This window comes from Streptomyces sp. MST-110588, from assembly GCF_022695595.1.
Taxonomy (GTDB): Bacteria; Actinomycetota; Actinomycetes; order Streptomycetales; family Streptomycetaceae; genus Streptomyces.
In genome coordinates this window covers 465,117-490,378 of the sequence record NZ_CP074380.1, presented here as the reverse complement: position 1 = coordinate 490,378, position 25,262 = coordinate 465,117, and the positions used below count along the sequence as shown (strand labels likewise).

Sequence of the window (25,262 nt, the reverse complement as noted above, 5' to 3'; positions counted from 1 at the left end):
ATGGGTGCGGCTTCGGCCACGTCTACGGATACGGCTACGTCTACGTCTACGGGCACGGATATGTCTACGGCTGTGGGGCGCGTCTGCTGATCTGGCCACATGACGCACCACGATACGGGCGGCCGACGGCGGTGACAGACCGGAAACGGGCCGTACGTGAGGTCCGGGAGGCTGCCGTACGGGGATCCGGGGCCCGGATGCGACTCGTCCGTCGCATCACCGGCGGGGCTTCCCAGCTCAAGCTACCCGCAGGTAACATGCCGCCATGTCCTCCGAGACCATGCCGTCGATCGGCGAGATGATGGCGGCCACCGTGCCGATGGTTCGTACCCTCAACCTGGAGTTCGTCGAGACCACCACCGAGCGTGCCGTGGTCCGGCTCCCGGATCAGGCCGACTTCCACAACCACGTGGGCGGGCCGCACGCCGGGGCGATGTTCACACTTGCGGAGTCGGCGAGCGGCGCGATCGTCCTGGCCGCCTTCGGTGACCAGCTCTCGCGCGCGGTTCCGCTGGCCGTAGGAGCCGAGATCGGCTACAAGAAGCTGGCCATGGGGCCGGTCACCGCCACCGCGGAACTCGGCAGGCCGGCGGCCGAGATCGTCGCCGAGCTCGACGCGGGGGAGCGCCCCGAATTCCCGGTGAAGGTCGCCATCACGCGCGAGGACGGCGCGGTGACGGGTGAGATGACGATCGTGTGGACGCTGCGGCCCAACCAGAAGTGATCTGCGACCGGCGGTGACCCCAAGGGCCGGTGGCCGGTCCGCCGATCCTTTCCCGGTCCCGGTCCCGGTTCCTCCGGCTTCCGTCCCGGTCCCGGTCCCGGTTCCTCCGGCTTCCGTCCCGGTCCCGGTTCCTCCGGCTTTCCCCGATTCATCCGTCATCCGTTTGTTCTCTGTCGTCACTTCCGCCCCTCCTGGCCCGTCGCGTACCGTGCGACGGGCCGAACTCATTCGCGGATCGAGTACGCTGCCCGGGCGCGCCGCGCGCCGTGGCGCGCACGACATCCGCGTTCAGCGGCGTTCAACACGTTCGTCGGCGTCAGGGGACGCCGAGCAACGGCCCACGGGGGCCCGACACCAGGCGGAGGAAGCGCGTTGCACATCCAGGAGTGGCTCGAGACCGTACCGGCCGTGAGCGTCTATCTCCTGGTGGGGGTGGTCATCGGTCTGGAGAGCCTGGGCATTCCACTGCCCGGTGAGATCGTCCTCGTCAGTTCGGCGATCCTGGCCGCGACACAGGATCACATCAATCCGTGGATACTCGGCGCGTGCGCGTGCGCCGGCGCGATCATCGGAGACTCCATCGGCTACCTGATCGGCCGCAAGGGCGGTCAGCCGCTGCTCAACTGGGCCGGCCGGAAATTCCCCAAGCACTTCGGTCCCGACCATGTCGCCCTGGCGGAGGAGAAGTTCGAGAAGTGGGGCATGTGGGCGGTGTTCATCGGCCGCTTCATCGCGCTGCTGCGTATTTTCGCCGGTCCGCTGGCGGGCGTCCTGAAGATGCCGTACTGGAAGTTCCTCATCGCCAACGTGCTCGGCGGAATCATCTGGGCCGGCGGTACGACCGCGCTGATCTACAGCGTCGGTGTGGTCGCGGAAGCCTGGCTCAGCCGTTTCTCGCTGTGGGGGCTGGGAGCCGCAGTGCTCTTCGGCATCGGCTCCGCCCTGGTCATGAAGCGGCGTGCGCAGAAGGCCGCGGCCAAGCGTGAGGAAGAGGCGGCGTCGGCGTCGGCCTCGGCCTCGACGGCGGTCGGATCCCCCGTCGACTGAGTAGGGCGACCGGTCACCGGCCGGTCGTCTCGTGAGTGGCACCCGGGCCCCGTATCGGCAGCAGACCTGCCGGTACGGGGCCCGGGTCGTTTGGGCTGCCGTCCGGCCGGTGGTCCGCCCCCGTTGTGGCAAGATCACCCTCCGTGACGAGAGTGTGGGCCGCCATGCCGTCACGGGACCGGTGCCGATACACTCCAAGTCCGTGAAATACGGGACAGAGCGTTATGTACGGCGTGTACGGCGCAACTAGGAGTTACGGCGACGTACATCACAGCCGGTCCGGCCGACGGAACGGAACCCGGGGTCCCTGTACACCGTCAGACGGTCTGGAGAGATGGCGCGACGTACGTGCGGGCGGCCCGTGACACCCGGGTTCGTCCGCGTGCTCCGAGGGGAGCCGGATCGGGCTGTCCGAGGTTCTTATTCTGGTGTCTTGCGCCCAAAGCGCTGGTCACAGCGGTGACCGTGCGGCCGGACGCCGGACATGCGATGGCGAGGAGTTCTCCCGATGAAGTGCCTGCGTGCCAGTACCGCGGCGGTGGCTGTGGCGAGCCTGCTCGCCTCGGTGCTCCTCGCCGGGTGCGGCAGGGACCGGGACGAGGTCGACGCCTCCGGCGTGCCCCGGCTGAGCTCGCACGCCATGGGTGCCAGCAACGGCACGCCCAGGGCGATGATGCCGACGGGGCCGCGCTCCTCCTTCGTCACGCAGCGTGAGACCGGTGACGACGGCACCGAGGTCGTCAGGACCAGGTGGAAGGGGAAGAAGTCCGGCTTCACCGGTGACATCTGGGCCTGGGTGCCGCCGCAGTACAACGAGGCGCAGTACGCCAAGAGCGCCTTCCCGGTGCTGATCGCGCTGCCCGGCGCGTACGGGTACCCGAACAATTACTGGAGCAGTGAAACGTTCAAGCTCCAGGAGAAGATCGCCGAGTGGTCGACGGCCGGGAAGACTCTGCCGTTCATCATGGTGATGCCGGTTCTGAATCCCTCGAAGAGGTATTTCGACGGGAGTGACATCCCCGGCCGGCCGAAGATGGGCACCTGGCTGGCCGAGGACGTGCCGGCCTTTGCCCGCGCCAATTTCCGTACGTACGCCAATCGGGACGGCTGGGCCTTCATGGGGTCCTCCTCCGGTGGATTCGCCGGGCTGAAAGCCGTCCTGAAATACCCGAAGAAATTCAAGGCGGTCATCGCCAACGGCCCGGACATCGTGCCCGATTCGCCGATGTGGAAGGGGCACCCGAAGGAGAAGCGGGCCAACGACCCTAACTGGCTGGCCCGGCAGCTTCAGGCCCATAGGGGGCCCGACGTCTATCTCGCCTTCGAACTCGGGACGAAGGAGCCCGCGGTGCCCAGTGTGAAGCGATTCATCCGGCGGCACACCGGCGGGCCGATCCACACCACGCTCTTCGAAATACCGGACGGCGTGCACAGCGGCCACACCTACATCCACAAGCTGGCCGACTCGCTGCACTGGATCAGCGAGCGGATGCAGGGCCCGGTGCCGGCGCCGGCGCGGAAGAATTCCTGATCCGCGACTCCGGTTCCGGTCCCGGTCCCGGGGGACGGGGCGGGCGTCGGCCGCCGCCTGTCCTCCGTACCGTACGGCCTGGTCGGAGCGCTGGTCAGTCCCCGGCGACAGGCGGCTCGGAAGCAGGCTGACCGAACGCCGCACTGTGTTCGCGGGCGAGCAGCAGATAGCCCTCCGCGTTGAGCTTGACGTGGTCGCGCTCCTCGTCCGTCAGCGGGCGCCTGACCTTCGCCGGGACGCCCGCGACCAGCGAACCGGGTGGCACCCGCATGCCCTGCGGCACCAGCGCCTGCGCGGCCACCAGTGAGCCCGCGCCGATGACCGCGCCGTTCAGGACGGTGGCTCCCATACCGATGAGGCAGTCGTCCTCGACCGTGCAGCCGTGCACCACGGCGTTGTGCCCAACCGTCACCCGCGCCCCGATCGTCACGGGGAAACCGGGGTCGGCATGCACGCTGGCGTTGTCCTGCACATTGCTGTCCGCCCCCAGCGAGATGGGGCCGCAGTCGCCGCGCAGCACCGCGTTGTACCAGAGGCTCGAACCGGCCGCCATCGTCACCTCGCCCAGGACGACGGACGAGGGCGCGGTGAACGCCTCGGCGTCGATACGGGGCGTTCTGCCGCCAAAGCCCGCCACAAGTGCCCGGTCCGCCATGGGAAGTTCCTCCAGTGCTCGGTCGTGCCCGGCCGACGGCCGCGTCCTGTATCCCGCGTCCCGTATCCCGAGTTCCGTGCACCGTACGCCTGACGCCGTGCCGGACGGCGAGCGGGCCCACCCTTGTCACCCTTGTCGCGCCTGCCCGGCTCCGGCATCGTTGCCCTGGGCAGGACGTGTCGGGCGGCGGCGACGGCCGGTGGCGACCGATGGCGACCGGTGGCGGTCAGGGGGCGGCGATGAACCAGTCCGGCGTACCCGGTCCCCGGGAGGACCGGGAGAACCGGCAGGACCGGCAGCTCTTGCGTACCGCGGACCCGGCGGACATCACCTGGGAGCGGCTGCAGGACCAGATCGGCTGGTACGACCGCAAGAGCGGCACCGCCCAGCAGTGGTTCAAGCGGCTGAAGCTGGCCACCCTGGCGCTGGCGGCCGGGCTGCCGGTCGCGGTGGCCGCGTCCGCGCCGTCGTGGACGGTCGCGCTCATGGGGGCGCTGGTGGCGGTCATCGAAGGGGCGCAGCAGTTGTACAAGTACCAGGAGAACTGGATCGGTTACCGCTCGGTGTGCGAAGCGCTCCGCCACGAGCAGTACCTCTACCTGGCTCATGCCGGGCCGTACGGGGACCCGACGGCCGCCGACACCGTACTGGCCGAGCGGGTGGAGGCGCTCACCAGTCAGGAGAACACCCAGTGGGCGCAGGTCACCGCCCAGCCCGTACAACGGCCGGCTTCTTAGGGAGAAGGCAGTGATCGTGGTCTTCGCGGGCCGGCGCCCGTCGGCCCCGGACGGCCAGTTCCCACCGGCCTGCGAGGACTGGCTGGAGGAGCGCCTGGACCGGCTCTTCGCCGGGCTGCGGCCACGGCTGGCGATCGGTTCCGCGGCGGCCGGTACGGACCTGCTGGCCGCCGCTGCCGCGCGCAAGGCCAAGGCACACGTCCGGCTGCTGGTCACCGAAGACGTCGAGGCGTTCGTGGCCGCCTCGGTCCGGGACAAGGGCCGCGACTGGGAAGAACGGTTCCGCGCGCTGACGGCGGCGGACACGGACGGGCGCGGGTACGGGTACGGGCACGGGCACGCGGACGGATACGGGTTCGGGCACGCGGACGGGTTCGGGCACGGAGGCCGGGGCGGAGACACGGACGGGGACGGCGCCGGGCCGGCCGTCGAGGTGGTGCCCCTGGCGGGGACCCGCGCGGACGACGCCGGCTTCAAGGAGGTCAACCGCGCCATCCTGGCGGACGCCCGGCGAGCACTCGCCGAGGGGGCGGATCGCGGGGGACCAACCGCGAGGGAACGGACGGCGAGGGCGGCGAGGGCGGCAGCGGAGGAAAAGACGGCGTCGGGGGAAAGGACGGCGACGCGGACGAGGACGGTGAGGAACTCGTCGTGGTCGTGGTCAGCGCCGGCCGCAGGGACGGCGAGGACCACACCGAGAACCTCGCCGCCGGAGCCGAGTCCATGGGCTTCCTCGTGCTGCGCCTGGACCCCACGGCCCGGCGCGAGGAGACCCCGGCCGCCTTCGTCGCGATGCCGTACGGAACCAGGGCCGACGCCACCCGCGGCCTGAACCGCCTGGAGGCGGACGAGACCTGGCGGCGGGTGCTCGTACCCGCCCTGTACGACAGCGGGTACCGGCCGATCCGTTCCGACATCGAGTCCCACCTCGACACCATCGACATCAACATGCTGTCGGACATCAACCGGTCCGACCTGTTCGTCGCCGACCTGGCGACACTCAACCCGAACGTCTTCTGGGAGCTGGGCGTCCGGCACGCCTGGGTCCCCTCCGGCACCCTGCTGCTGGCGCCCCGCTGGGTGACCGCCCCCTTCGACATCAACCACGCGCGGGTGCACCCGTACGACCGGGGCATGAAGACGGTCAGCGACCGGCAGGCCGTCGCCGCGATCCGTACGGTCAGAGCCGCGCTGAACGGCTCCTGCGGTGAGACCAGCAGCCCTGTATGGGCGGTCTTCCCCCATCTGGAACCGGTCCGGCTGCCGGCCCGCCCCGACCCCGGACTGAGCCGGGCCCTGACCCGCCGTACCGAACAGATCTCGCTCGCCGTGGACCTGCGGGACGAACACCGGCTCACCGCGCTGGCGCGGGAGCTGTGCGCTCAGGACCTCCCGCTGGACAGCCGGCACGCGCTGCTGGAGATGACCGGCCTGGCCCTGGTCTCGCTGGGGCGCTACGAGGCGGGCCGGGCCGTCCTGGAGCAGCCGGCCGCCGCCGACACGGCGTTCAGCCGGATACGCCTCCAGCAGCAGTACGCGCTCACCCTGATCCACAGCGAGGCCCCCACCAGCGCACAGCGGCTGGCCGACCTGCGCGAGGCCGAACTGCGCCTGCTGCGGCTGGACCAGCGGCATCCGCAGTCCTCGGAGACCCAGGCACTGCTGGGCAGCGCCGCCAAGCAGACCTGGCTGCTCTCCCTCCAACTGGGCGAGCGGCAGCACGAGGCACACCTCGCCCGGGCGATCGACGCCTACAGCAACGGCACGGCCGTCGACCCGGGGGACTACTACCCCGGCATCAACGCCGTGTCGCTGCTGCGGCTGCGGGCCCAGTACTTCGGCGGGGGTACCGAGGACCTGGACGCGGCACGTGACCTGCTGCCGGTCGTACGCTTCGCCGTCCGCCGCCGGCCCGGCCCGCGCAACGTGTGGGAACACGCCACCCTCGGCGAAATCGCCCTCAACGAGCACCTTCTGCGCCGCCGCCCGAACGGCGCTTCACATGGAGAAGGCGCGCGTGACGGTGCCGCGCGTGACGGCACCCCGCGTGACGGCACCCGCGTGACGGCACCCCGCGTGACGGCGCCGCGCGTGACGGCACTCCGGGCGGCGGCCCGTTGGCGGATGCCGCCCGGCACTACGCCCTGGCCGTCCACGCCGCGAACGGCCAGGCGCTGTCCTCGATCCGCAAACAGCTCGTGCTGTACCTGACGGCGGGGGACCCGGCGGAGGTGGTGGAGCCGCTGCTGCGGATGGTGGACGGGCGGCGGTGATCCGTACCGGGCCGGCGCGCGTACCGAGCGGCCCGGACCGCGTGCCGCGGCTCGGTGATCCGGGTGGGGACTCCAGGCGGGACTTCAGGTGGGGCTCCGGGTGGGGCTCCGGGTGGGGCGAAGATCACAGGGCGGCGCGGGCGTGGGGTGCGGACGGGCTGAGTACGGTGTGCGGGTGCCGAAGAAGCAGAACGTGTTCTCATCCGTGGCGGCCTGGCGGCGCCGGGCCGTGACGCGCGCCGTCCACCGGGGCGCGCGCTGGGTGAGGGAGGCCGGAGCCGTCACGGCCGAGCGGCCCGGTCCGTACCGCTTCCGGCGGCTGGGAGCCGGCGCCCGGCTGGCCTTCCCGCAGGGCACGGTCTTCGGTGACCCGTGGATCGAGATCGGTGAGCACTGCATCATCGCCCAGGACGTCACCCTCACCGCCGGGATGATGCCGGACCTGGACCTCGGCCCCGACCCCATCCTCACCCTCGGGAACGGCGTCGTGCTGGGGCGCGGCAGCCATGTGATCGCCGACGTCCGGCTGACCATCGGGAACGACTGCTTCTTCGGGCCCGACGTCTATGTGACGACCACCAATCACAGTTACGACGATCCCGACGTACCGGTCGGCAAGCAGTGGCCGCGCACCGAGCCGGTCGAGATCGGCCCCGGGAGCTGGATCGGCACCGGCGCGGTCATCCTGCCGGGCGCGCGGCTGGGCCGCAATGTGGTGGTCGCGGCCGGTGCGATCGTACGGGGCGAGGTCCCCGACCACGCGGTGGTCGCGGGCGCGCCCGCCAGGATCGTCCGTACCTGGGATCCGGAGGCGGGCTGGCAGCCGCCGCTGCGCACCCCGCCGCCGGTTCCGATTCCCGAGGGCGTCACGCCCCGGCAACTGCTCGCGCTGGCCGAGTGGGAGGCGGAGTCGGCGGCGCAGACGTCGTCCGGGGAGCGGGTGAACGCGGTGGACGCTGCGGACGTGGCGGGTGCGACGGGCGGCGGGCAGGTGGCCGGCGACGGGACGGGAGCGGTGGCGCCCGTACGAGAGCGGGTGTCAGCCCCCGGACGCGAGCAGCACGGTGCCGACGAGGGCGAGTGAGGCGCCCATCGTCTGCACGGCGCGCATCCGCTCCTTCAGGAAGCCCAGGGCCGCGAGGGTGGTCACCACCGGGTAGAGCGAGGCGAGCACCGCCGCCATGGTGACCGGGCCGTTCCGGGCGGCGAGCGCGTACGTACCGTTCGCGGCGACGTCCGCCAGGCCGACGAAGGCCAGTGCGGGCAGCGCGGAGCGGATCGCCGCCATGCCGCCCTCGGGCAGCGCCGGCTCTCCGCGGCGCGCGGTCACGTACAGGGCGGCCCCGCCGACCGCGACATTGCACAGGCGCTGTACGAACAGGGCGAGGTACAGCCCGGTCACGGTCGTGGACGCCTGCGAGATCAGGGCCATCACCGCACCGAACCCGAGGGCCGAGACCAGGGTGAGGACGATGGCCCGGCGCTCCACGGAAGCGCCGCGCAACTGGGGGCCGCCCGCCAGGAGGACACCGGTCAGCGCCACCACCATGCCCAGGGCCGGCACCGCTCCTGGCCGCTCGCCCAGCGCGATGCCGACGCCGACCGGTACGGCCACGGTGCCCAGCGAGCCGAGCGGCGCGACCACGCCCATCGGGCCGAGCGCCAGCGCCTGGTAGAAGCAGAGGGTCGCGGCGGGCCCGATCAGGCCGGCCGCGACCGCGAACCACAGCCCCGGCCCCGCCTCGCGCCAGCCGCCGGTGGCCGCCACGACCGCGCCCAGCACCACGGCGGCGATGACCTGTGAGAGGACCACGACCGTCAGGGCCCGCATCCGTCGGGTCAGGAGCCCGCCGCCGAAGTCGGCGAATCCCCACAGCAGGCTCGTGGCCAGGGCGAAGACGGCAGTCATGGAGAGACCTCGCAGTACAGTGAGCTGAACGATGCAGTGCAGCACACCATAGTGCAGTAAAAATTACTCCGAGGTTCATTATATTGAACCTCGCTGACGAGGAGGAGGGACGAGGCGTATGACGGATCTGGACCAGCTCACCCAGTCGCTCGCCCGCAACCTCAAGCGCTGGCGCACCGAGCGCGGCTACACGCTGGACGCGCTGGCGGCCCGGGCCGGCGTCAGCCGCGGCATGATCATCCAGATCGAGCAGGCCCGTACGAATCCCAGCGTGGGCACCACCGTCAAGATCGCCGACGCGCTCGGCGTCAGCATCACCGCGCTCCTCGATCACGAACAGGGCCCGCAGGTCCGGATCGTGCCGCCCGGTGACGCCGTACGGATGTGGTCCACCGACGCCGGCAGCCACACCACCCTCCTGGTCGGCGCGCAGGCCCCCGGCCCCTTCGAACTGTGGGACTGGCGGCTGATGCCGGGCGAACTGAGCACCTCGGACGCACATCCGCCGGGGACGGTCGAGCTGATCCACGTGGCCGAAGGGGAGCTGACGCTGGTCGTGGACGGGGCGGAGCACACCGTGCCCGCCGGCGCCTCGGCGGCGTTCGAGGCCAAGGCGTCACACGGCTACCGGAACGACGGCGCGGTGCCCGTCAGGATGACGATGGCGGTGACGGTTCCCCTCGACCGCTGAGGCCCGGGAGGGCTGAAGGGAGGCGGTCGAGGACGGGTGTGAAGCCGAAGGCCTGGCCGTACAGGAGGAGTTCGGCCTGGAGAGCGGCGATGATGTTGGCCGCTTTGCGGAAGCCGTGGCTTTCGGCGCTGAAGCCGATGTACTGGTGGCCGATGTCGCGGCGGCTGATGCGTTCGAGGAAGGTGTAGCACTGCGGGGGCGGGCAGACGGGGTCCCGGAGCCCTTGGAGCAGGAGGAAGGGGGAGGCGAGAGCGTCGGTGTGGTTGATGGGGGAGCGGTCCTTGTAGGTCTCTTCGTCGTACGGGCCGACCAGCGCGGTCAGGTAGTGGGCCTCAAGGTCGTGGGTGCCGCCCTTGGCGAAGCCGACGAGGTCCAGCACCGGGAACATGATGGTGGCGCAGGCGAAGGTGTGCTCGGGGTCGAAGGCCAGGGCGGCGGCGCTGGTGAAGCCGCCCGCGCTGCCGCCGCGGATGGCGAGCCGTTGGGGATCGGCCTGGTGGGAGCCTTCCAGGGAGGCGGCGACGAAGGTGGCGTCCTCGACGTCGGTCTGCCCCCACCGCCGCCGTAGCAGTTCCCGGTAGGCACGGCCGTATCCGGTCGAGCCGCCGTAGTTGACCTGGACGACACCGAGGCCGCGGCTGGTGAAATAGGCGACGGACAGGTCCAGGGTGGCCTGGGCCCGCATGGTGGGGCCGCCGTGGACGAACGCGACGTACGGAGGGCGCTCTCCCTCGCGGCCACCGGTGTAGCCGGGGTTGCGCGGCGGGTAGACGGTGACGTGGACGGGCCGGCCCGACGGATGGGTGTACGTCCGCTCCTCCGGCACCGGCAGATAGGCGGCGTCGACCGGAGGCGAGGCGGTGGACAGCGTACGTACCTCGCCGGTGACCAGGTCGGCCTCGACGACCGCAGCCGCCTGCCGGGCGTTGCCGGCGATACCGGTGACGCGGTGGCCGCAGGGGCTGAGGTCCAGGGCGCCGTTCCATTCCAGGTCGCGGGCGTGGTCGGTGACCTTGCCGGTGGCAGGGTCGAGCACGCCGAGCCGCTGGGGCCCCCGGCCGTGCAGGACGGCGATCCGGCCGTCGGGCAGGGGGACGAACCAGCGGTACCCCAGCCCCCACAGGGGCCCGCCGCACTCCTCTTCGACGGGCCACAGGGGTTCCGGCGCGCCCCATGCTCCCTCGGTGCGGCGGATGCGGTACAGGTTCCACCAGCCGGAGGGGTCACCGGAGGCGACCAAGGTGTCCTCATCGGCCCATTCGGCCTGGACGACGGAGACCTGCTGCCCGTCCTCCTGGCTGCCGAAGACAGTGGTGCGGCCGGCCGCCGGGGCGTCCGTGACCCGTAGCTCGGTGCCGTCCCAGGGCATCCGCGGATGGTCCCAGCCGATCCATGCCAGGCTCCGGCCGCCGGGGCTGGTGAGGGGGCCGCTGAGGAAGTGACAGTCCTGGTCCAGCAGCACGGCGGGGGCTGGGCCGGGTGCGTGACCGGGACGGAGACGAAGTCGCGTGCGATGTCGGTCGGCTGGGGACCGGTGGCCCGCTCACGCAGGCAGCGCACGGTCTCTCCGTCGGCGGAGAACTCCGGCGTGATGTAGCGCGATGCGTCGTCGGGCGTCAGGGCGTACGGTACGGCGCCCTCCGCTCCAAGGGGCCGGCTGGGAGGTCGAGGGCGTACAGGCGCTGGTCCGTGTAGTTGCTGAAGACCACGCGCAGCGGCCGGTGGGCGTCGGCGGGCCGTGCGGCCCAGGACCGGCCGCCGTACTCCACGACCCGGCTGCGGACGTTCCAGCGGGGATCGGGCAGCAGGTCCACCGGGGAGCCACCGGCTTCGGGAGCCCGCAGGAGCGTGGTCCGGCCGCCCTGCTCGGGACGGGTCTCGGTCCACCACACCTCCCGGCCGACGTAGGCGGGCCAGGAAGGGATGGCGCGGCCCGCCGCGGCGAGGGCGGCGTCGATCGGGGAACGCCAGGTGCCGAAGGGCGCGCGGGTGGGCGTGGTCGTCATGGCGTCTGCTCCGTGTGGTGGAGGGCGTCCGCACCGCTCCGGCGAGGCAGGTGCGGATGCCGGCGATGCAGTTGCCGGTCGAGGTTGCCGGTCGCGGTGCTGGGCACCCACGGGCCCGTCACGCAGGGGATCAGGCGGTCGACCGGGACGTGGGCCAGGGTCTCGACCCCATACCTTTCCCGCCTCGCCCGGACCGGAAGGCCCCCAACTGTGTGAACTCCTGGCCGATCGGGGAATCCGTCGCCGGCCGGGCCGCGGGCTCGCCGTCCGGGCGGCCGGGACGTGTGTCCTGGGCACCTGTCTGCCGATGTCTCGCTTCGGCTTTCCTGTCCGTCCCCGCCCGGATGGCGGGTCGTTGCGAAGGACCAGGCGGTGGCTGAGCAGGTAGAAGCGCCCTAACCCAGGGAATCGATCTCGATGGCCGGGCAGCGGTCCATCACCATGTCCAGGCCGGCGGCGCGGGTGCGTGCGTACGCGTCCTCGTCGATCACGCCGAGCTGGAACCAGACCGCTTTCGCGCCGATGTCCACCGCCTCGTCGGCGATCGCCCCGGCGAGGTCGCTGTTGACGAACACATCGACCACGTCGACGGGAAAAGGTATCTCCGACACGGATGCGTACCCCTTCTCGCCGTGCACCGTCTCGGCCGACGGGTGGACGGGGACGATGCGTTTGCCGTGCCGCTGGAGGACTCCGGCCACTGCGTAAGCGGCGCGCTGCCGGTTCGGGGAGAGTCCCACGACGGCCCAGGTGTCACCGAGGTCCGTGAGGATCTTGCGAATCGTCGCAGGTTCGCCGTACACCTTCGCCTCCCAGCAGCGGGACGGTTGCTTGTGTGCGGTAACGAACACGGCCCGCCGAAGATTCCCGGGCACCGGCGAAGTTTCCGGGCAGAGGTTCACCGGTGTGCTTTCCGTGCCAGGCTGGCCCGGCGCCGCGAAGCCGGGAGCGGGCCGGGAGCGGGAGAGCCACGAACCGGAGAGCCACGAACCGGGAGTGGGCGCCGCAGGGGAGGGGTGCTGGGGATGCCGCGCAGGCTGTTGTCGTTCGGGGACGCGCTGGTGCTTCTGGGTGCGGACCCTCCTGCCATGGCGGCGCTGGACCGTGCGCTCGGCGGAGCACTCAATCTGGCGACCGGCGGTCTGAGCGGCGGGGTGCTCGGCATGGTCGACGCGCGCGGCAGGGTCCTGGGCTAGGACGCGCAGCCGCGCGGGGCTGGGTGAACGTCTGGGGCGCACGGACGGGCGGGTCGAACGGGCGCGTCTGCTGGAGGCGGCCCACACCGTGATCGTCGTACTCGCCTTCTTCGACGCCCTGGAGACGGCCGAACTGCCCTTCTCCCTGGATGATGTGCGGCTGGACCGCCGTGATCAGCTCACCCTGGCAGGTGGCCGGCTGCCCGCCGAGGAGGGCTTCGCGTCCGCCATGGCGCAGGTGGACGCGCCACGTCCCGCGCCGCACGTTCCCTACGAGGACCACATCGAGGAACTCGGCCGCTGGTACGGCCGTCTGGCGATCCGCGTACAGGACTTCCTGCGGGGGCTGGCCGTATGGGAGGGGCTGACCGAGACCGCGCGCCGGGAGGCCGCGGAGACCGTACGCGAGACGGTGCCGCAGGGCGCCGTCGAGCGGTACGAGACGCTCTACGCCCGACTCGTCCTGGAGGCACCCGAATTCGGCCACTGGACCGGCCGGATGGAGCATCGGGCCACCCGCGCCGAACTGCGCCGGGCACTGGCCGGCCTGGAGGCGCTGCTGTCGGAATCCGCCACGCTGCGCAGGCCGCCGGTGAACATCGCCGAGGCCCTGTCACGGGCACACCGGGCGGCGCTGGACCGCCGGGTCCTGGACACCGAGTCGGCACCCGAGGGCATCCAGATGCCGGCACTGCGGGACGGGTACCTGGACCCCGACTTCCGGGTGCGCGCGGTGGGCGGGCAGAGCAGCCCGGCGGAGGAGGAGTGGTGGGCGCGGGTCCCGGTGCGCCGGGACCTCACCGAGTACCTGGCCGGGGCGCTGACCTCGGAAGGGCTCATGACGGCTCCGCTGCTGGTGCTCGGGCAGCCGGGCGCCGGCAAGTCCGTGCTCGTCCGGATCCTGGCGGCCCGGCTGCCGGCCGCCGGGTTCCTGCCGGTGCGGGTGGCGCTGCGCGACGTACGGGCGGATGACGACATACAGGACCAGATCGAACAGGCGATACGCGGTGCCACCGGGGAACAGACGACCTGGCCCGAACTGGTGCGATCGGCGGGTACGGCGGTACCGGTCGTCCTGCTCGACGGCTTCGACGAGCTGCTGCAGACCACCGGAGTGCACCAGAACGACTTCCTGGTCCGCGTGGCGCGCTTCCAGGAGCGGGAACAGGAGCAGGGGCGGCCGGTCCTGGCCGTGGTCACCAGCCGTACCGCGGTGGCCGACCGGGCCCGCTACCCGCAGGGCACGGTCGCGCTGCGCCTGGAGCCCTTCCGGCCGCAGCAGATCCAGGCGTGGCTCGCGAACTGGAACCTGTCCAACGGCACGGACTTCCGGGCCAGGGGGCTGTCCCCGCTCACCTGGGACGTCGTCGAACCCCACCGCTCCCTCGCCGAGCAGCCGCTGCTGCTGACCATGCTCGCCCTCTACCACGCGGCGGGCAACGACCTCCAGGGCGCGGACGAACGCCCGCTGAGCGAGGCCGATCTCTACGAAGCGCTGCTCAGCTCCTTCGCCCGTCGCGAGGTGGGCAAGGACGCCCGCGGCGCGGTGCCCGACGCCCAGGTGGAGCACCGGGTCGAGCAGGAACTCCAGCGGCTGTCGCTGGTCGCCTTCGCGATGCTCAACCGGCGGCGCCAGTGGGTGTCCACGGACGAGCTGGAGGAGGATCTGACGGCTCTCCTCGGGCGGTCTCCGACGCGGCCGTCCGGGCCGTCCGGGGCGTCCGGGTCGTCCGGGTCGTCCGGGCCGTGCGGATTCCGTGCGCCCGTGGGGCAGGCCGAAGTTGCCCTCGGACGGTTCTTCTTCGTCCAGCGTGCGCAGTCGATCAGGGGCGGTCAGAAACTGTCCACGTACGAGTTCCTGCACGCCACGTTCGGTGAATACCTGTCGGTCCGTCTCGCGGTACAACTGCTGACCGGGCTCCTCGACCACCGCCCGGTGCTGTCGGTGGGCAGCGAACCGGTCAACGACGATCTGCTGTTCGCCCTGCTGTCCTTCGCACCCCTGTCCTCACGACAGTTGCTGCGCTTTGCCCGGGCCCGCATCGAACGGCTGCCGGAAGCGGAGCGGGAGCGCCTGGCCCGCCTGGTCATCCAGGTCATGGAAGAGCGGGAGCTGCGCGCCGGGCAGCCGCACGCGGCGTACCTGCCCCGGCGGATCCGCGCCGCCTCCCGGCACGGGATCTACGGCGCGAACCTCGTGGTGCTCGCCCTGCTGCTGACCGGCGGGACGACGGCCGGCGAACTCTTCCCCTCGTGGGTCGACCCGGGCAGCGCCTGGCACCGGCGTGCGCTGCTGTGGCGGTCGTCCTTCGACGAGGAGCAGTGGACCGACTTCGCCCTGTCGTTGAAGGTGCGGCGCGTGAGGACGAACAGGGAGCGGAGGGACCTGGAAATCACGCTCAGAGACGGCCAGTTGACCTCTCCTGAGCCGGTGGACGCCCACTGGCTCTTCCGGATACCGCGGGAGGCAGGAGAGGAAGGGCAGGAGGGAGCGGAGATAAATGTTACGTGGCACCGCACGTACTGGGACGAGATATGGCACAAGATGGACGTCTCGGCCGGGACGAACGACGGGGTGGCGCTGTTGGCGCTGCGTCCGCTGTTCGAAGCCCTGGGGCCGCTGATGACCACGTTTACCGGGAGCCGGTCCAGGCCCGCCACCTCGGCCGTACACGATCTGCTGCGGTTGTGGCTGGAGGGCGGGTCGGGAATGACGGTGGAAGAGATCTCGGCGGCCTACGACGGGATCGGCGCGGCCTTCACCTTCCTCTCGCCGCACGATCTGGTCACCTGGCGCCTCGGTCCGCTGCTGACCGCGCTGCTCGACCGTGACCTGCCGCGGCTGCGTCCGGATGACGCCCGGTTCGTCGTGGCCGTGCTGGTGGACGACTCACCCTCCGAGTTGAGGCATCACATCCTGGACCATGTCCGAACCCACTTCACCGAGGTGTTCGGCCGCCCCCACCGCTGACACCGCCCTTTGACGCCCGCTGACATCGACCCTTGACGCCCGCCGTCATCCCGTACGCATAGGCTGGTGCGATGCAGGAGCAGTACCGGACTCTCGCGCGCGAGGGCGTTCACGAGATCGAGATCAGCAGGTCGCGCTTCATCTGCGCGCTCGCACCCGTCGCGGACGAGGCCGCCGCCCAGGACTTCATCGCGCGCGTCCGCAAGGAGCACCCCACCGCCCGGCACAACTGCTACGCGTACGTCATCGGTGCCCAGGGCGGCATCCAGAAGGCGAGCGACGACGGTGAGCCGGGCGGGACGGCGGGCGTGCCCATGCTCCAGATGCTGGTGCGGCGCGAGGTCCGCTACGCCGCCGCGGTCGTCACCCGCTATTTCGGCGGGATCAAGCTGGGGGCCGGCGGCCTCATCCGCGCGTACGGAGGCGTGGTCGGCGAGGCGCTCGACGCGCTCGGCACCGTCACCCGGCAGCGCTACCGGCTGGTCACCGTCACCGTCGACCACCAGCGGGCCGGGCGGGTGGAGAACGACCTGCGCACGTCCGGGCGTGCGGTGCGCGAGGTGACGTACGGCGCGGACGTACGGATCGAGGTCGGGCTGCCGGAGGCGGACCTGGACGCCTTCCGCGCCTGGCTGGCCGATGTGACGGCCGGTACGGCCCGGTGGGAGCTGGGCGGCGAGGCGTACGGGGAGATGTAACGGCCCGGGGGCCATGCGTCACGAGGCTGCGCGCCCCACGAGATTCTCCGCCGACGACCGGGGTCTCATCCGCGCTCGCGGAGGTACGCCTCCAGCTCGGCGGCCCCGGTCAGCATCGCCCGCGCACGGGCGGACAGCCGGCCGTGCCAGTCGCACAGTGCGGCCTCCAGCGGTTCCAGCCCACCGGCGGTACGCACCTGGGCGAGCAGCGGGGCGATCTGCTCCAGCAGGTAACCGCCCCGCCTGAGCTGGTGGGCCAGCCGGGCATCCCGTACGTCGGCCTCGTCGTAGACGCGGTACCCGGTCATCGGGTCGCGGCGCGGGCGCACCAGCCCGGCGCGCTCCCATTTGCGCAGCGTCGCGGGCCGGATTCCCAGTTGCTCCGCCAGTGGTCCGATGAATGTGCCGTTGGCCGTGCCGCCGGGCCCGGACGCCACGGCCGGCCCGGAGCCCACGGCCCGCCCGGACGCCGCCGCGTCGGATGCGGACGACGCCGTGGCGGGCGTCAGGTCGCCCAGGGCGCGCTCCACGGCCTGAAGGGTCCGCCGGTCCTCCAGGAGCTGGGCGTGGCTCTCGTCGATGAGAAGGAACGCCTCGTCGGTCGCACCCCGGTTCACGGCCCGCATGATCGACGTCGCCGTCTGATGGCTGTGCGCGGGCACCAGGGCGAGGAACGCGCTCAGCGCCCGCGCGTGCAGCGGCGTGTAGGTGCGGTAACCGTGGGGTGTGCGACCGGCGGCCGGAAGGATGCCCGCCTCTTCGTAATTCCTGATGGCCTGCGTCGACAGGCCGTGCCCGCGTGCGAGATCGACCGGCCTGAGCTGCCCACCGTTTTGAAGGTTACGACCCATGGTCCTGACCATATCCCGGGTGGTTTCGCGGAAGGTCTCAACCGTGAGTTCAACGATACCGTTGAAGGCATGGTTACAGGCATCAGGGACATCGAAGACGCCGCCCATGCCGTCGAGGCCGCTGCCGTCATGGAACTGCTTCCGGCCCGGCCCCGGCTGCTCGCCCTGGGCGAGCCCACCCACGGCGAGGACACGCTGCTCGACCTGCGCAACGAGCTGTTCCGGCAGCTCGTCGAGGAGGAGGGCTACCGGACGATCGCGATCGAAAGCGACTGCATGACGGGCCTGGTCGTGGACGACTACGTCACGTTGGGAACGGGCACCCTGGAGGAGGCCATGGAGTACGGCTTCAGCCACGGCTGGGGCGCGTATGCGGGCAACCGCGAACTCGTGCGCTGGATACGCGCCTACAACGACAGCCGGCCCGCCTCCGAGCAGCTCCGCTTCGCCGGTTTCGACGGCCCACTGGAGATCACCGGCGCCGCGAGCCCCCGGCAGGCCCTCACCGCACTCCACGACTACCTCGCGGCCCGGGTGGACGCGGACCTGCTCCCCTGCACCGCGGAAACCCTCGACCGCCTGCTCGGCCCCGACGACCGGTGGACCGACCCCGCCGCGATGACGGACCCGGCCCGGTCCGCGGGACGGTCGGCCGAGGCCAGGGAGCTGCGGCTGCTCGCCGACGATCTCGTGGCACTGCTCGACGCGCAGGCGCCCCGCCTGTTCACGGCGACCTCGCGGGAGGGCTGGGACCGGGCGCGCCTGTACGGGCGCACCGCGACCGGCCTGCTGCGCTACCACTACTGGATGGCCGACACCTCACCGGCCCGCATGACCTGGCTGGTGACCCTGCGGGACCAGATGATGGCCGACAACCTCTTCGCCCTCGCCGAACGGGGCCCGGCGCTGATCCACGCCCACAACGGCCATCTCCAACGCCACAAGAGCACGATGCGCATGTGGGACCAGCCGCTGCTGAAGTGGTGGAGCGCCGGCGCGATCGTGAGCGCCCACTTGGGCGAGGGGTACGCCTTCCTGGCCACGGGCCTCGGTACGATCCGCCACCAGGGAGTGGACACCCCGCCCCCGGACACCGTCGAAGGACTTCTGTACGCGCTGCCGGAGGACCGCCACCTGGTCGATACCCACCGGCTGGCCGCCGCCCTCGGCGACACACGTCCCGCTCCCCGTGTGTCCCCCTACTACGGCTATGCCCCGTTGGACCCGGCCCACTTGACGGGAGTCGACGGGATCGCCTTCGTCAAGGACGTCCCGAAGGACGTTCCGAAAGACGTCCCGTGACATCGACGCCCCACGCTCCCTGACGGGGCCGACAGCCGACAGCCGACAGCCGACGGGCCGACCGGGTCAAGGCCGCTGCCCGGCCGGTCCGTCCGGATCGCGTACCGCGTCCGCCGGCGCCATCCGCAGCACCGGCGCCGGCCCCTCCGGGCGCCGCCCGGGGAGCGTGATCCGCGTACCGTGCGCAGTGGCGGTCCACGGCAGGGCGCCGTGCACGCCGAGCAGTGAGACCGTGGCGTCCGCGGCCAGGCGTACGTCGATGTCCACGTCCTCGCCCCCGGGCTCCCCGAGGACGATCCCGTACACCGCCTCCCGTCCCTTGGTGTAGCGGACCGGGACGCCCCGGGTCGTGACGCCCCTGGCCCGGTGCCAGGGGCGGGTGGCGCGGACGGCCTCCTCATGGGTGCGCAGCCACCGGCCCAGCGCGAGCAGGCGTTCCTCCTGCTCCGGCGGGATGTGTCCGGCTCCGTCCGGGCCGACGTTGATCAGCAGGTTGCCGCCGGCCGCGACGATGCCGGCGAACAGGTGGATGAGTTCGGCGGAGCCGAGGTAACTGGCGTCGCTCTCCATACGGTTGTAGCCGAACGACGTGCCGATGCCCCGGCACGCCTCCCACTTGCGGTCGGCGGGCCCGTCGGTGCGGGCGTACTCCAGGGTGACGAAGTCCGCCCGCAGCCCGCCGTCATGCTGGCGCGGGTCGAAGCGGTCGTTGACCACGCCGTCCGGCACCTGTTCCGCGTACGTCTCCAGCAGCGCGTCCGCGTCCGGGTTGGGCAGGAAGCCGTAGTCGTTCCACAGGACGGCGGGCCGGTAGCGCCGGATGAGCTCCCGCCAGTGGGCGTCGGTGTAGGCGGCGTACTCCTCACCGCGCGGCAGCGCGGCCAGCAGGCTCTCGCCGTCGGTGACGGGGATGCCGCCGAAGGTCCAGTCCATGCCCTCGCTGTAGTACGTGCCGAAGCGGATGCCACGCTCCCGTACCGCCGCGGCCAGCTCGCCCACCACGTCCCGCGTCACCTGCCAGCGGGCGCGGCGCGGGTTGGGGTGGCCGCTGGGCCACAGCAGGAAGCCGTCCTCGGTCTTGGTGGTGAGGACGACATACCCGGCGCCCGCGCGCGAGAACAGCTCCGCCCACGGTTCGGGGTCCCAGCCGGGGACCGACACGGTACGGAATTCCTCCGCGAAGGCGGCGTACGGGCGGTTCCCGTAGTGCTCGGCGTGGAAGCGGGCGGTCTCGCTGCCGGGTACGGCGAGGGTGTTCTGGTACATCTCGGCGTACGGCAGGGTGCGCCAGATCTGCTCCTGGCGCCACTTGGGCAGGTCGGTGCCGAGCCCGGGCGCGAGGTCGTCGATCAGGTGGACGGGGGCGAAGGCGGGGATGGCGGCCGGGTTCCAGTGGATGAAGACGCCCAGTTTCGCTTCGTCGAACCACGAAGGGACCGGTGAGGGGGACATGGGTGACCTCCTGAGCCAGGAAACCTGAACGTCTCACTCTTCATGGGGAGGGACGCACGAGGACCTGTCGGAAGTTGACACAGTTGTCATCCTGCGTTGACGGAGCGCGTGGTGACGTGATGTTTCCTTGATGCGGAGCGGGAGAATCCGCTCCAGAGCCCTCACCGCAGGTGTTACACACGTCGGACGCGTCACGGACATCACGGACGTCGCAGAGACGCAGAGGGCCGCAGAGCCGCAGCAGCAAGCCAGGAGGATATTTCGTGTCGGAACGTCAGGTGCCCGCACCGGTGCCCGAGCCAGGACCGGTACCGGCGGCGGTGCCGGGTGGGGTCGATGGGACCGGCGCGCCGGAAGTGCTGGCGCAGGAGCGCCGATTGCACCGGGACCTGGGGTTCTGGGGCCTGACGGCGATCGGGTTCTCCAACATCGTCGGCTCCGGCTGGCTGTTCGCGGCCCTGTACGCCGCACAGACCGCGGGCCCCGCCGCCCTGCTGTCCTGGATCGGGGCGGGCCTGCTGTGCGCGCTGGTCGCCCTGGTCATGATCGAGCTGGGGGCGTCCCGCCCGGAGGGCGGAGGCACCGTCCGCTGGCCGCTCCAGGCCAGCGGACGCCTGGTCGGCACGCTCGTCGGCTGGTCGGTGCTGCTGTCGGTGGGTGGCACCGCGGCCGAGATCAGCGCGATCATGCAGTACGCCGCGCACTACCTGCCCGGCATCTACGACGGCGGCACGCTGACGGCCGGCGGGCTGGCCCTGGCCGCCGGGCTGAGCGTGCTGCTGACGGCGCTCAACTGGTTCGCGGTGCGCCTGTTCGCACGGCTGAACAACCTGATCTCGATCTTCAAGATCGCCGTACCGCTGGTCACCGTCATCGCCCTGTTCGCCTCCGGGTGGCACTCCGGACGGCTGACGGACCACGGCGGATTCGCCCCGTACGGCTACGCGGCCTGTCTGACCGCGCTGGCCGGCGGCGGCATCGTCTACTCCGTCAACGGCTTCCAGGCACCGCTGGACTTCTCGGGCGAGACCCGCAACCCCCGCCGGTCCATCCCCGCCGCGGTCCTGGCGGGCATCGGCCTGGCCGTACTGATGTACCTGGCGCTGCAACTGGCCTTCCTTTTCACCGTGCCCGACGACCTCCTCGGCGGCGGCTGGCACGGCGTCTCCTTCGAGTCGCCCTTCGGGCAGCTCGCACTGATCCTCAACCTGCACTGGCTCTCCGGACTGCTCTACGCGGACGCGGTGCTCTCCCCGGGCGGCTCGGCGTACGTGGGCGTCGCGATCAACGCCCGGCACACCTACGCGCTCGCCAAGAACGGCACCATCCCGCGGTTCTTCATGGCGGTGAACGAACGGTTCGGCGTGCCGCGCCGGGCTCTGGCGGTCAACCTCGCCGTCATCGTGGTCTTCCTGCTGCCGTTCGGGGGCTGGCAGGAGATCGTCAGCGTCATGGGGGACATGTATCTGCTGATTTACGCAGCCTCGGCGGTCGCCGTCGCGGTCTTCCGCGCCGAGCCGGGCGGCACCGCCGGCTGGGTGCCGGGGCTGCGCTGGATCGCGCCGGTCAGCTTCGTGGTGGCGAGCGAGTTCGTCTACTGGTCCGGCTGGCACGACCTGCGGCTGGCCCTGCCGCTCGTCCTCGGCGGCCTGCTGCTCTTCGCCGTCATGCGGCGCACCGGTGAACCGGGGGTGCCGGGCGTGCCGGGCGGCCGGACCGGCGGCGCCGGCCAGGCCGGTCCCGGACCGACCGGCGCCGGCCGGTGGCGCCCCCTCGTCGCCGAGCTGCGTACCGGCGCCTGGCTGGTGGTGTACCTGGCGGCGCTGACCGTCCTGTCCTGGCTGGGCACCTTCAAGGGCTCCGGGCGGCTGCCCGCCCCGTACGACTCGCTCACCGTGGCGGCCGTCGCCCTGGCGGTCTTCTTCTGGGCGGTACGGGCAGGTGTCGCCCACCGCACGGCGGCGCGGGCCGGCCGGTCATCCGGTCCGGAATGAAGACGCTGATCGAAACCGGTGCGCCCCCGCCGATGTCGTAGATCGCGAAGACCATGTTCCGCGGCGGTTCACGGCTGCCCACGATCGATCCAGGAGCACCGCATGACGGCCCCGGAAGACCACATACGCCACATCGGACAGATCGCCGTCCCCTGCCAGGTGGGCCCTTACTTCTCCACCTCTGCGACCGATCCCGTGGCGCTTGGTGAATACGCGGCCTCCGTCGGCCGGGAACCGGCCGCCGAAGAGCACCGGGCACTGGTGCGGCTCGGTACGGACCGGGGCTACGAGTTGTGCGTCAGCCCGGAGGCGCCGTGGAGGCCGTACTCCTCGACGACGACGAGCCGTCGCGGTATGTGAACACCTCGGCCGACGTCTTCGCCCGGTCACTTTTCCTCCTGGACGAAGCGCTGCGCGTCATCCTCGGCACCGGCCGGCCGCAGGTCGCGGCGGAGGCGTTCGCGGACGCGGAGCGGTGGTTGCCCGCCCTGGACCCGACGGCCTTCGCCGATCGCGAGAGCTGGTGGCCGCTCGTCCTGGAGGACATCCGCGACACGGCCGGCGGTTCGCGGTACGCCACCTTCGAGTGCGCCGGAGCCAACGTAAGGGCCAGTCCTGATAACCGGCCCTTTCCGATGGGGCCTGCTAATCGAGCGGCGCAACGGCCCGGCGCAGGGCAGTATGTACGGGTCCGGGCGGGCCGGCCAGGGAGAGTGCGGCTGCCCGAGCCCCCAATCCGCGTCACCAGCAGGCACCTTGGCAGGTGTCGCGCCGGGGCGCCCGGACCCGTACGGATCAACAGGGAACCCAGGAGAGCCGGTATGCCGCAAGACCTGTCCAGCCACCAGCCGACCGCCGCCGGCTCCCCGCCGCCCGCGGACCGCCACGACACCATCCAGGTCCGCGGGGCCCGGGAGAACAACCTGGCAGACGTCTCCCTGGACATCCCCAAACGCCGGCTCACGGTCTTCACCGGGGTCTCCGGATCCGGGAAGTCCTCGCTGGTGTTCGGTACCATCGCCGCGGAGTCGCAGCGGCTGATCAACGAGACGTACACGGCCTTCATCCAGTCGTTCATGCCCAGCCTCGGCCGGCCGGATGTGGACCAACTGCGCAATCTGAGCGCGGCCATCGTCGTGGATCAGGAGCGGATGGGCGCCAACTCCCGTTCCACCGTCGGTACGGCGACCGACGCGTACACGATGCTGCGGATCGTCTTCAGCCGGATCGGTACCCCTTACATAGGGACCTCCAGCGCCTTCAGCTTCAACAGCGCCGAGGGGATGTGCCCCGACTGCGAGGGCCTCGGACAGAAATCGAAGATCGATGTCGATCAGCTACTGGACCGCGAACTCTCGCTCAACGAAGGGGCCATCACCGTACCGGGGTTCGCCGTCGGCTCCTGGCAGTGGCAGGTGATGGCCCACTCCGGCTTCTACGACCCGGACAAGAAGCTCAAGGACTTCACCCCCGCCGAATGGGAGGACCTGCTCCACAAGCCGTCCGTCAAGGTCAGCGTCGGTACGCACAACCTCACGTACGAGGGACTGGTCCTGAAGATCCAGCGGACCTTCCTGGCCAAGGACCGGGACGCGATGCAGTCCCACGTGCGGGCGTTCGTGGACCGGGCCGTGGTCTTCGCCGACTGCCCTTCCTGCGGGGGTACCCGGCTGAGCCCCGCCGCACTGTCCTCCACGATCAACGGCGTCAACATCGCCCAGTGCTCGGCGATGCAGATCAGCGACCTGGCCGGCTTCGTCCACGGCCTCGACGATCCCTCCGTGGCGCCGCTGCTGGAGGCACTGCGCCACACCCTGGATTCGCTGGTCGAGATCGGCCTGGGCTATCTGAGCCTGGACCGCCCCTCCTCGACCCTCTCCGGCGGCGAGGCCCAGCGGGTCAAGATGGTGCGCCACCTCGGCTCCAGCCTGACGGACGTCACGTACGTCTTCGACGAACCCACCATCGGGCTGCATCCGCACGACATCCAGCGGATGAACGACCTGCTGCTGCGGCTGCGCGACAAGGGCAACACGGTACTGGTGGTCGAGCACAAGCCCGAGGTCATCGCCATCGCCGACCACGTCGTCGACCTCGGGCCCGGCGCGGGCACCGCCGGCGGCCGGGTCTGCTACACCGGCGACGTGGCCGGACTGCGCGCCTCCGGGACGCTGACCGGGCGCCACCTGGAGCACCGCGCCCGGCTGCGCGGGACGGTCCGTACGCCCACCGGTCACCTGAAGATCAGGGGCGCCAGGCAGCACAACCTGAAGAACGTCGACGTCGACATCCCGCTGGGCGTGCTGACCGTGGTCACCGGCGTCGCCGGGTCCGGCAAGAGCTCGCTGATCCACGGCAACGTCTCGGGCCGGGACGGTGTGGTCGTCGCCGACCAGTCCCCGATACGCGGCTCGCGCCGCAGCAACCCGGCCACCTACACCGGTCTGCTGAACCCGATCCGTACCGCCTTCGCCAAGGCCAACGGCGTCAAGGCGGCCCTGTTCAGCGCCAACTCCGAGGGTGCCTGCCCGCACTGCAACGGCATCGGGCTGGTCTACACCGACCTCGCCATGATGGCCGGGGTCGCCTCGGTCTGCGAGAAGTGCGAGGGCCGGCGCTTCACCCCCGAGGTGCTCACCTACACACTGCGCGGCAAGAACATCAGCGAGGTGCTGGGCATGTCGGTGGCGCAGGCGCACGAGTTCTTCCCCGCCGGCCAGGCGCACGCCATCCTGGGCCGGCTCTCGGACGTGGGCCTGAGCTATCTGCGCCTGGGCCAGCCGCTGAACACCCTCTCCGGTGGCGAACGGCAGCGCCTCAAGCTCGCCATCCACATGGCGGAGCGGTCCGCCACCTACGTGCTGGACGAGCCGACCACCGGCCTGCACATGGCGGACGTGGACAAGCTGCTCGCCCTGCTGGACCGGCTGGTCGACGACGGGAACTCGGTCGTCGTCATCGAGCACCACCAGGCCGTCATGGCGCACGCCGACCGGATCATCGACCTCGGACCGGGCGGCGGCCACGACGGCGGCCGGGTCGTCTTCACCGGCACCCCGGCCGACCTCGTCTCGCACGGGGACACGCTCACCGCCCGGCATCTGCGGGAGTACGTGAGCGGGACCGGCGGCGACGCATAGCCGGACCAGGGCGGGGCGGGGCGGGCCGCGTACAGCCGGCCCGCCCCGCCCCGGTGCTCACCTGCGCCTGTGTGAGCAGAGGGCC

General features: G+C 71.3%; 22 protein-coding genes and 1 pseudogene. 16 read left to right on the top strand and 7 right to left on the bottom strand.

Going from position 1 to position 25,262, the window contains the following annotated elements:
* Positions 1–265: 265 nt before the first annotated feature.
* From KGS77_RS02140 to KGS77_RS02130, 3 genes are all read left to right on the top strand, one after another.
* Positions 266–724 carry a DUF4442 domain-containing protein gene (locus tag KGS77_RS02140; protein WP_242578412.1) on the top strand — a complete coding sequence of 153 codons (459 nt, stop codon included), beginning with the start codon at positions 266–268 and terminating at the stop codon, positions 722–724.
* A gap of 372 nt (positions 725–1,096) precedes the next feature.
* Positions 1,097–1,771 carry a DedA family protein gene (locus KGS77_RS02135; protein WP_242578411.1) on the top strand — a complete coding sequence of 225 codons (675 nt, stop codon included), beginning with the start codon at positions 1,097–1,099 and terminating at the stop codon, positions 1,769–1,771.
* 508 nt (positions 1,772–2,279) lie between these two features.
* Complete coding sequence (locus KGS77_RS02130; protein ID WP_242578410.1) at positions 2,280–3,302, top strand: alpha/beta fold hydrolase; 1,023 nt, start codon at positions 2,280–2,282, stop codon at positions 3,300–3,302.
* A 94-nt stretch (positions 3,303–3,396) separates the two neighbouring features.
* Here KGS77_RS02130 and KGS77_RS02125 read toward each other — a convergent pair whose 3' ends face one another.
* Positions 3,397–3,957, bottom strand: a complete 561-nt coding sequence (locus KGS77_RS02125; RefSeq protein ID WP_242578409.1) for a gamma carbonic anhydrase family protein — start codon at positions 3,955–3,957, stop codon at positions 3,397–3,399.
* Positions 3,958–4,196: 239 nt separating this feature from the next.
* Between KGS77_RS02125 and KGS77_RS02120 the strand changes: the two genes are divergently transcribed.
* The 4 genes from KGS77_RS02120 to KGS77_RS34535 all read left to right on the top strand — a co-directional run bounded on the left by KGS77_RS02120 (position 4,197) and on the right by KGS77_RS34535 (position 8,051).
* Positions 4,197–4,694: a DUF4231 domain-containing protein gene (locus tag KGS77_RS02120; protein ID WP_242578408.1), complete on the top strand. Its 498-nt coding sequence runs from the start codon at positions 4,197–4,199 to the stop codon at positions 4,692–4,694.
* A 10-nt stretch (positions 4,695–4,704) separates the two neighbouring features.
* Positions 4,705–5,526 carry a hypothetical protein gene (locus KGS77_RS34845; RefSeq protein WP_347404424.1) on the top strand — a complete coding sequence of 274 codons (822 nt, stop codon included), beginning with the start codon at positions 4,705–4,707 and terminating at the stop codon, positions 5,524–5,526.
* Positions 5,418–6,905 carry a tetratricopeptide repeat-containing protein gene (locus KGS77_RS02115; RefSeq protein ID WP_347404573.1) on the top strand — a complete coding sequence of 496 codons (1,488 nt, stop codon included), beginning with the start codon at positions 5,418–5,420 and terminating at the stop codon, positions 6,903–6,905. The genes KGS77_RS34845 and KGS77_RS02115 overlap by 109 nt, the downstream gene beginning before the upstream one ends.
* A 237-nt stretch (positions 6,906–7,142) precedes the next feature.
* Positions 7,143–8,051 carry an acyltransferase gene (locus tag KGS77_RS34535; RefSeq protein ID WP_277994176.1) on the top strand — a complete coding sequence of 303 codons (909 nt, stop codon included), beginning with the start codon at positions 7,143–7,145 and terminating at the stop codon, positions 8,049–8,051.
* Here KGS77_RS34535 and KGS77_RS02095 read toward each other — a convergent pair.
* Positions 8,007–8,876, bottom strand: a complete 870-nt coding sequence (locus KGS77_RS02095; RefSeq protein ID WP_242578406.1) for a DMT family transporter — start codon at positions 8,874–8,876, stop codon at positions 8,007–8,009. The two genes, KGS77_RS34535 and KGS77_RS02095, sit on opposite strands and share 45 nt — an antisense overlap.
* A gap of 118 nt (positions 8,877–8,994) precedes the next feature.
* Between KGS77_RS02095 and KGS77_RS02090 the strand changes: the two genes are divergently transcribed.
* Entirely contained in the window at positions 8,995–9,567 is a 573-nt protein-coding gene (locus KGS77_RS02090) for an XRE family transcriptional regulator (RefSeq protein WP_242578405.1), read from the top strand.
* Here KGS77_RS02090 and KGS77_RS02085 read toward each other — a convergent pair.
* The 3 genes from KGS77_RS02085 to KGS77_RS02075 form a co-directional block, all read right to left on the bottom strand.
* Positions 9,527–11,029 (bottom strand): prolyl oligopeptidase family serine peptidase, encoded by a 1,503-nt coding sequence (locus KGS77_RS02085; RefSeq protein WP_242578404.1) that lies wholly within the window; start codon positions 11,027–11,029, stop codon positions 9,527–9,529. The genes KGS77_RS02090 and KGS77_RS02085 overlap by 41 nt on opposite strands.
* 154 nt (positions 11,030–11,183) lie before the next feature.
* Positions 11,184–11,573 (bottom strand): hypothetical protein, encoded by a 390-nt coding sequence (locus KGS77_RS02080; RefSeq protein WP_242578403.1) that lies wholly within the window; start codon positions 11,571–11,573, stop codon positions 11,184–11,186.
* A gap of 395 nt (positions 11,574–11,968) precedes the next feature.
* On the bottom strand, positions 11,969–12,376 hold the full coding sequence (locus tag KGS77_RS02075; RefSeq protein ID WP_242578402.1) for a CoA-binding protein: 408 nt from the start codon (positions 12,374–12,376) through the stop codon (positions 11,969–11,971).
* Between the two features lie 213 nt (positions 12,377–12,589).
* On the opposite strand from KGS77_RS02075, the gene KGS77_RS02070 reads away from it, so the two are divergent.
* The 3 genes from KGS77_RS02070 (at position 12,590) to KGS77_RS02060 (ending at position 16,438) form a co-directional block, all read left to right on the top strand.
* Positions 12,590–12,769 (top strand): hypothetical protein, encoded by a 180-nt coding sequence (locus KGS77_RS02070; protein ID WP_242578401.1) that lies wholly within the window; start codon positions 12,590–12,592, stop codon positions 12,767–12,769.
* An 88-nt stretch (positions 12,770–12,857) separates the two neighbouring features.
* Positions 12,858–15,740, top strand: coding sequence for a hypothetical protein (locus KGS77_RS02065; protein ID WP_242578400.1), 2,883 nt, complete (start codon positions 12,858–12,860; stop codon positions 15,738–15,740).
* A gap of 71 nt (positions 15,741–15,811) precedes the next feature.
* Positions 15,812–16,438 carry a YigZ family protein gene (locus tag KGS77_RS02060; RefSeq protein ID WP_242578399.1) on the top strand — a complete coding sequence of 209 codons (627 nt, stop codon included), beginning with the start codon at positions 15,812–15,814 and terminating at the stop codon, positions 16,436–16,438.
* 65 nt (positions 16,439–16,503) lie between these two features.
* Here the strand turns inward: KGS77_RS02060 and KGS77_RS02055 are convergent, their stop codons facing one another.
* The gene (locus KGS77_RS02055; RefSeq protein ID WP_242578398.1) at positions 16,504–17,289 is read right to left on the bottom strand and encodes a TioE family transcriptional regulator; all 786 of its coding nucleotides are present in this window, start codon (positions 17,287–17,289) and stop codon (positions 16,504–16,506) included.
* 69 nt (positions 17,290–17,358) lie between these two features.
* Between KGS77_RS02055 and KGS77_RS02050 the strand changes: the two genes are divergently transcribed.
* Positions 17,359–18,591, top strand: coding sequence for an erythromycin esterase family protein (locus KGS77_RS02050; protein ID WP_242578397.1), 1,233 nt, complete (start codon positions 17,359–17,361; stop codon positions 18,589–18,591).
* A 66-nt stretch (positions 18,592–18,657) separates the two neighbouring features.
* Here the strand turns inward: KGS77_RS02050 and KGS77_RS02045 are convergent, their stop codons facing one another.
* Entirely contained in the window at positions 18,658–20,043 is a 1,386-nt protein-coding gene (locus KGS77_RS02045; RefSeq protein WP_242578396.1) for an alpha-L-fucosidase, read from the bottom strand.
* Positions 20,044–20,420: 377 nt separating this feature from the next.
* Between KGS77_RS02045 and KGS77_RS02040 the strand changes: the two genes are divergently transcribed.
* The 4 genes and pseudogenes from KGS77_RS02040 (at position 20,421) to KGS77_RS02030 (ending at position 25,177) form a co-directional block, all read left to right on the top strand.
* On the top strand, positions 20,421–22,037 hold the full coding sequence (locus KGS77_RS02040; protein WP_242587250.1) for an APC family permease: 1,617 nt from the start codon (positions 20,421–20,423) through the stop codon (positions 22,035–22,037).
* Between the two features lie 102 nt (positions 22,038–22,139).
* The gene (locus tag KGS77_RS02035) at positions 22,140–22,397 is read left to right on the top strand and encodes a hypothetical protein (protein WP_242578395.1); all 258 of its coding nucleotides are present in this window, start codon (positions 22,140–22,142) and stop codon (positions 22,395–22,397) included.
* Positions 22,331–22,522: pseudogene (locus tag KGS77_RS34840) on the top strand (hypothetical protein); the annotation flags it as partial. The gene KGS77_RS02035 and the pseudogene KGS77_RS34840, both read left to right, overlap by 67 nt.
* Before the next feature lie 336 nt (positions 22,523–22,858).
* Positions 22,859–25,177, top strand: coding sequence for an excinuclease ABC subunit UvrA (locus KGS77_RS02030; protein ID WP_347404572.1), 2,319 nt, complete (start codon positions 22,859–22,861; stop codon positions 25,175–25,177).
* The last annotated feature ends 85 nt before the right edge of the window (positions 25,178–25,262 follow it).

Bases quoted from the DNA above. Each gene is read 5' to 3' on its own strand.
- KGS77_RS02080 (WP_242578403.1), bottom strand. From the start codon at position 11,573: ATGACGACCACGCCCACCCGCGCGCCCTTCGGCACCTGGCGTTCCCCG.
- KGS77_RS02115 (WP_347404573.1), top strand. From the start codon at position 5,418: ATGGGCTTCCTCGTGCTGCGCCTGGACCCCACGGCCCGGCGCGAGGAG.
- KGS77_RS02055 (WP_242578398.1), bottom strand. From the start codon at position 17,289: ATGGGTCGTAACCTTCAAAACGGTGGGCAGCTCAGGCCGGTCGATCTC.
- KGS77_RS02125 (WP_242578409.1), bottom strand. From the start codon at position 3,957: ATGGCGGACCGGGCACTTGTGGCGGGCTTTGGCGGCAGAACGCCCCGT.
- KGS77_RS02120 (WP_242578408.1), top strand. From the start codon at position 4,197: ATGAACCAGTCCGGCGTACCCGGTCCCCGGGAGGACCGGGAGAACCGG.
- KGS77_RS02140 (WP_242578412.1), top strand. From the start codon at position 266: ATGTCCTCCGAGACCATGCCGTCGATCGGCGAGATGATGGCGGCCACC.
- KGS77_RS02030 (WP_347404572.1), top strand. From the start codon at position 22,859: ATGCCGCAAGACCTGTCCAGCCACCAGCCGACCGCCGCCGGCTCCCCG.
- KGS77_RS02130 (WP_242578410.1), top strand. From the start codon at position 2,280: ATGAAGTGCCTGCGTGCCAGTACCGCGGCGGTGGCTGTGGCGAGCCTG.
- KGS77_RS02045 (WP_242578396.1), bottom strand. From the start codon at position 20,043: ATGTCCCCCTCACCGGTCCCTTCGTGGTTCGACGAAGCGAAACTGGGC.
- KGS77_RS02060 (WP_242578399.1), top strand. From the start codon at position 15,812: ATGCAGGAGCAGTACCGGACTCTCGCGCGCGAGGGCGTTCACGAGATC.
- KGS77_RS02095 (WP_242578406.1), bottom strand. From the start codon at position 8,876: ATGACTGCCGTCTTCGCCCTGGCCACGAGCCTGCTGTGGGGATTCGCC.
- KGS77_RS02035 (WP_242578395.1), top strand. From the start codon at position 22,140: ATGACGGCCCCGGAAGACCACATACGCCACATCGGACAGATCGCCGTC.
- KGS77_RS02090 (WP_242578405.1), top strand. From the start codon at position 8,995: ATGACGGATCTGGACCAGCTCACCCAGTCGCTCGCCCGCAACCTCAAG.
- KGS77_RS02050 (WP_242578397.1), top strand. From the start codon at position 17,359: ATGGTTACAGGCATCAGGGACATCGAAGACGCCGCCCATGCCGTCGAG.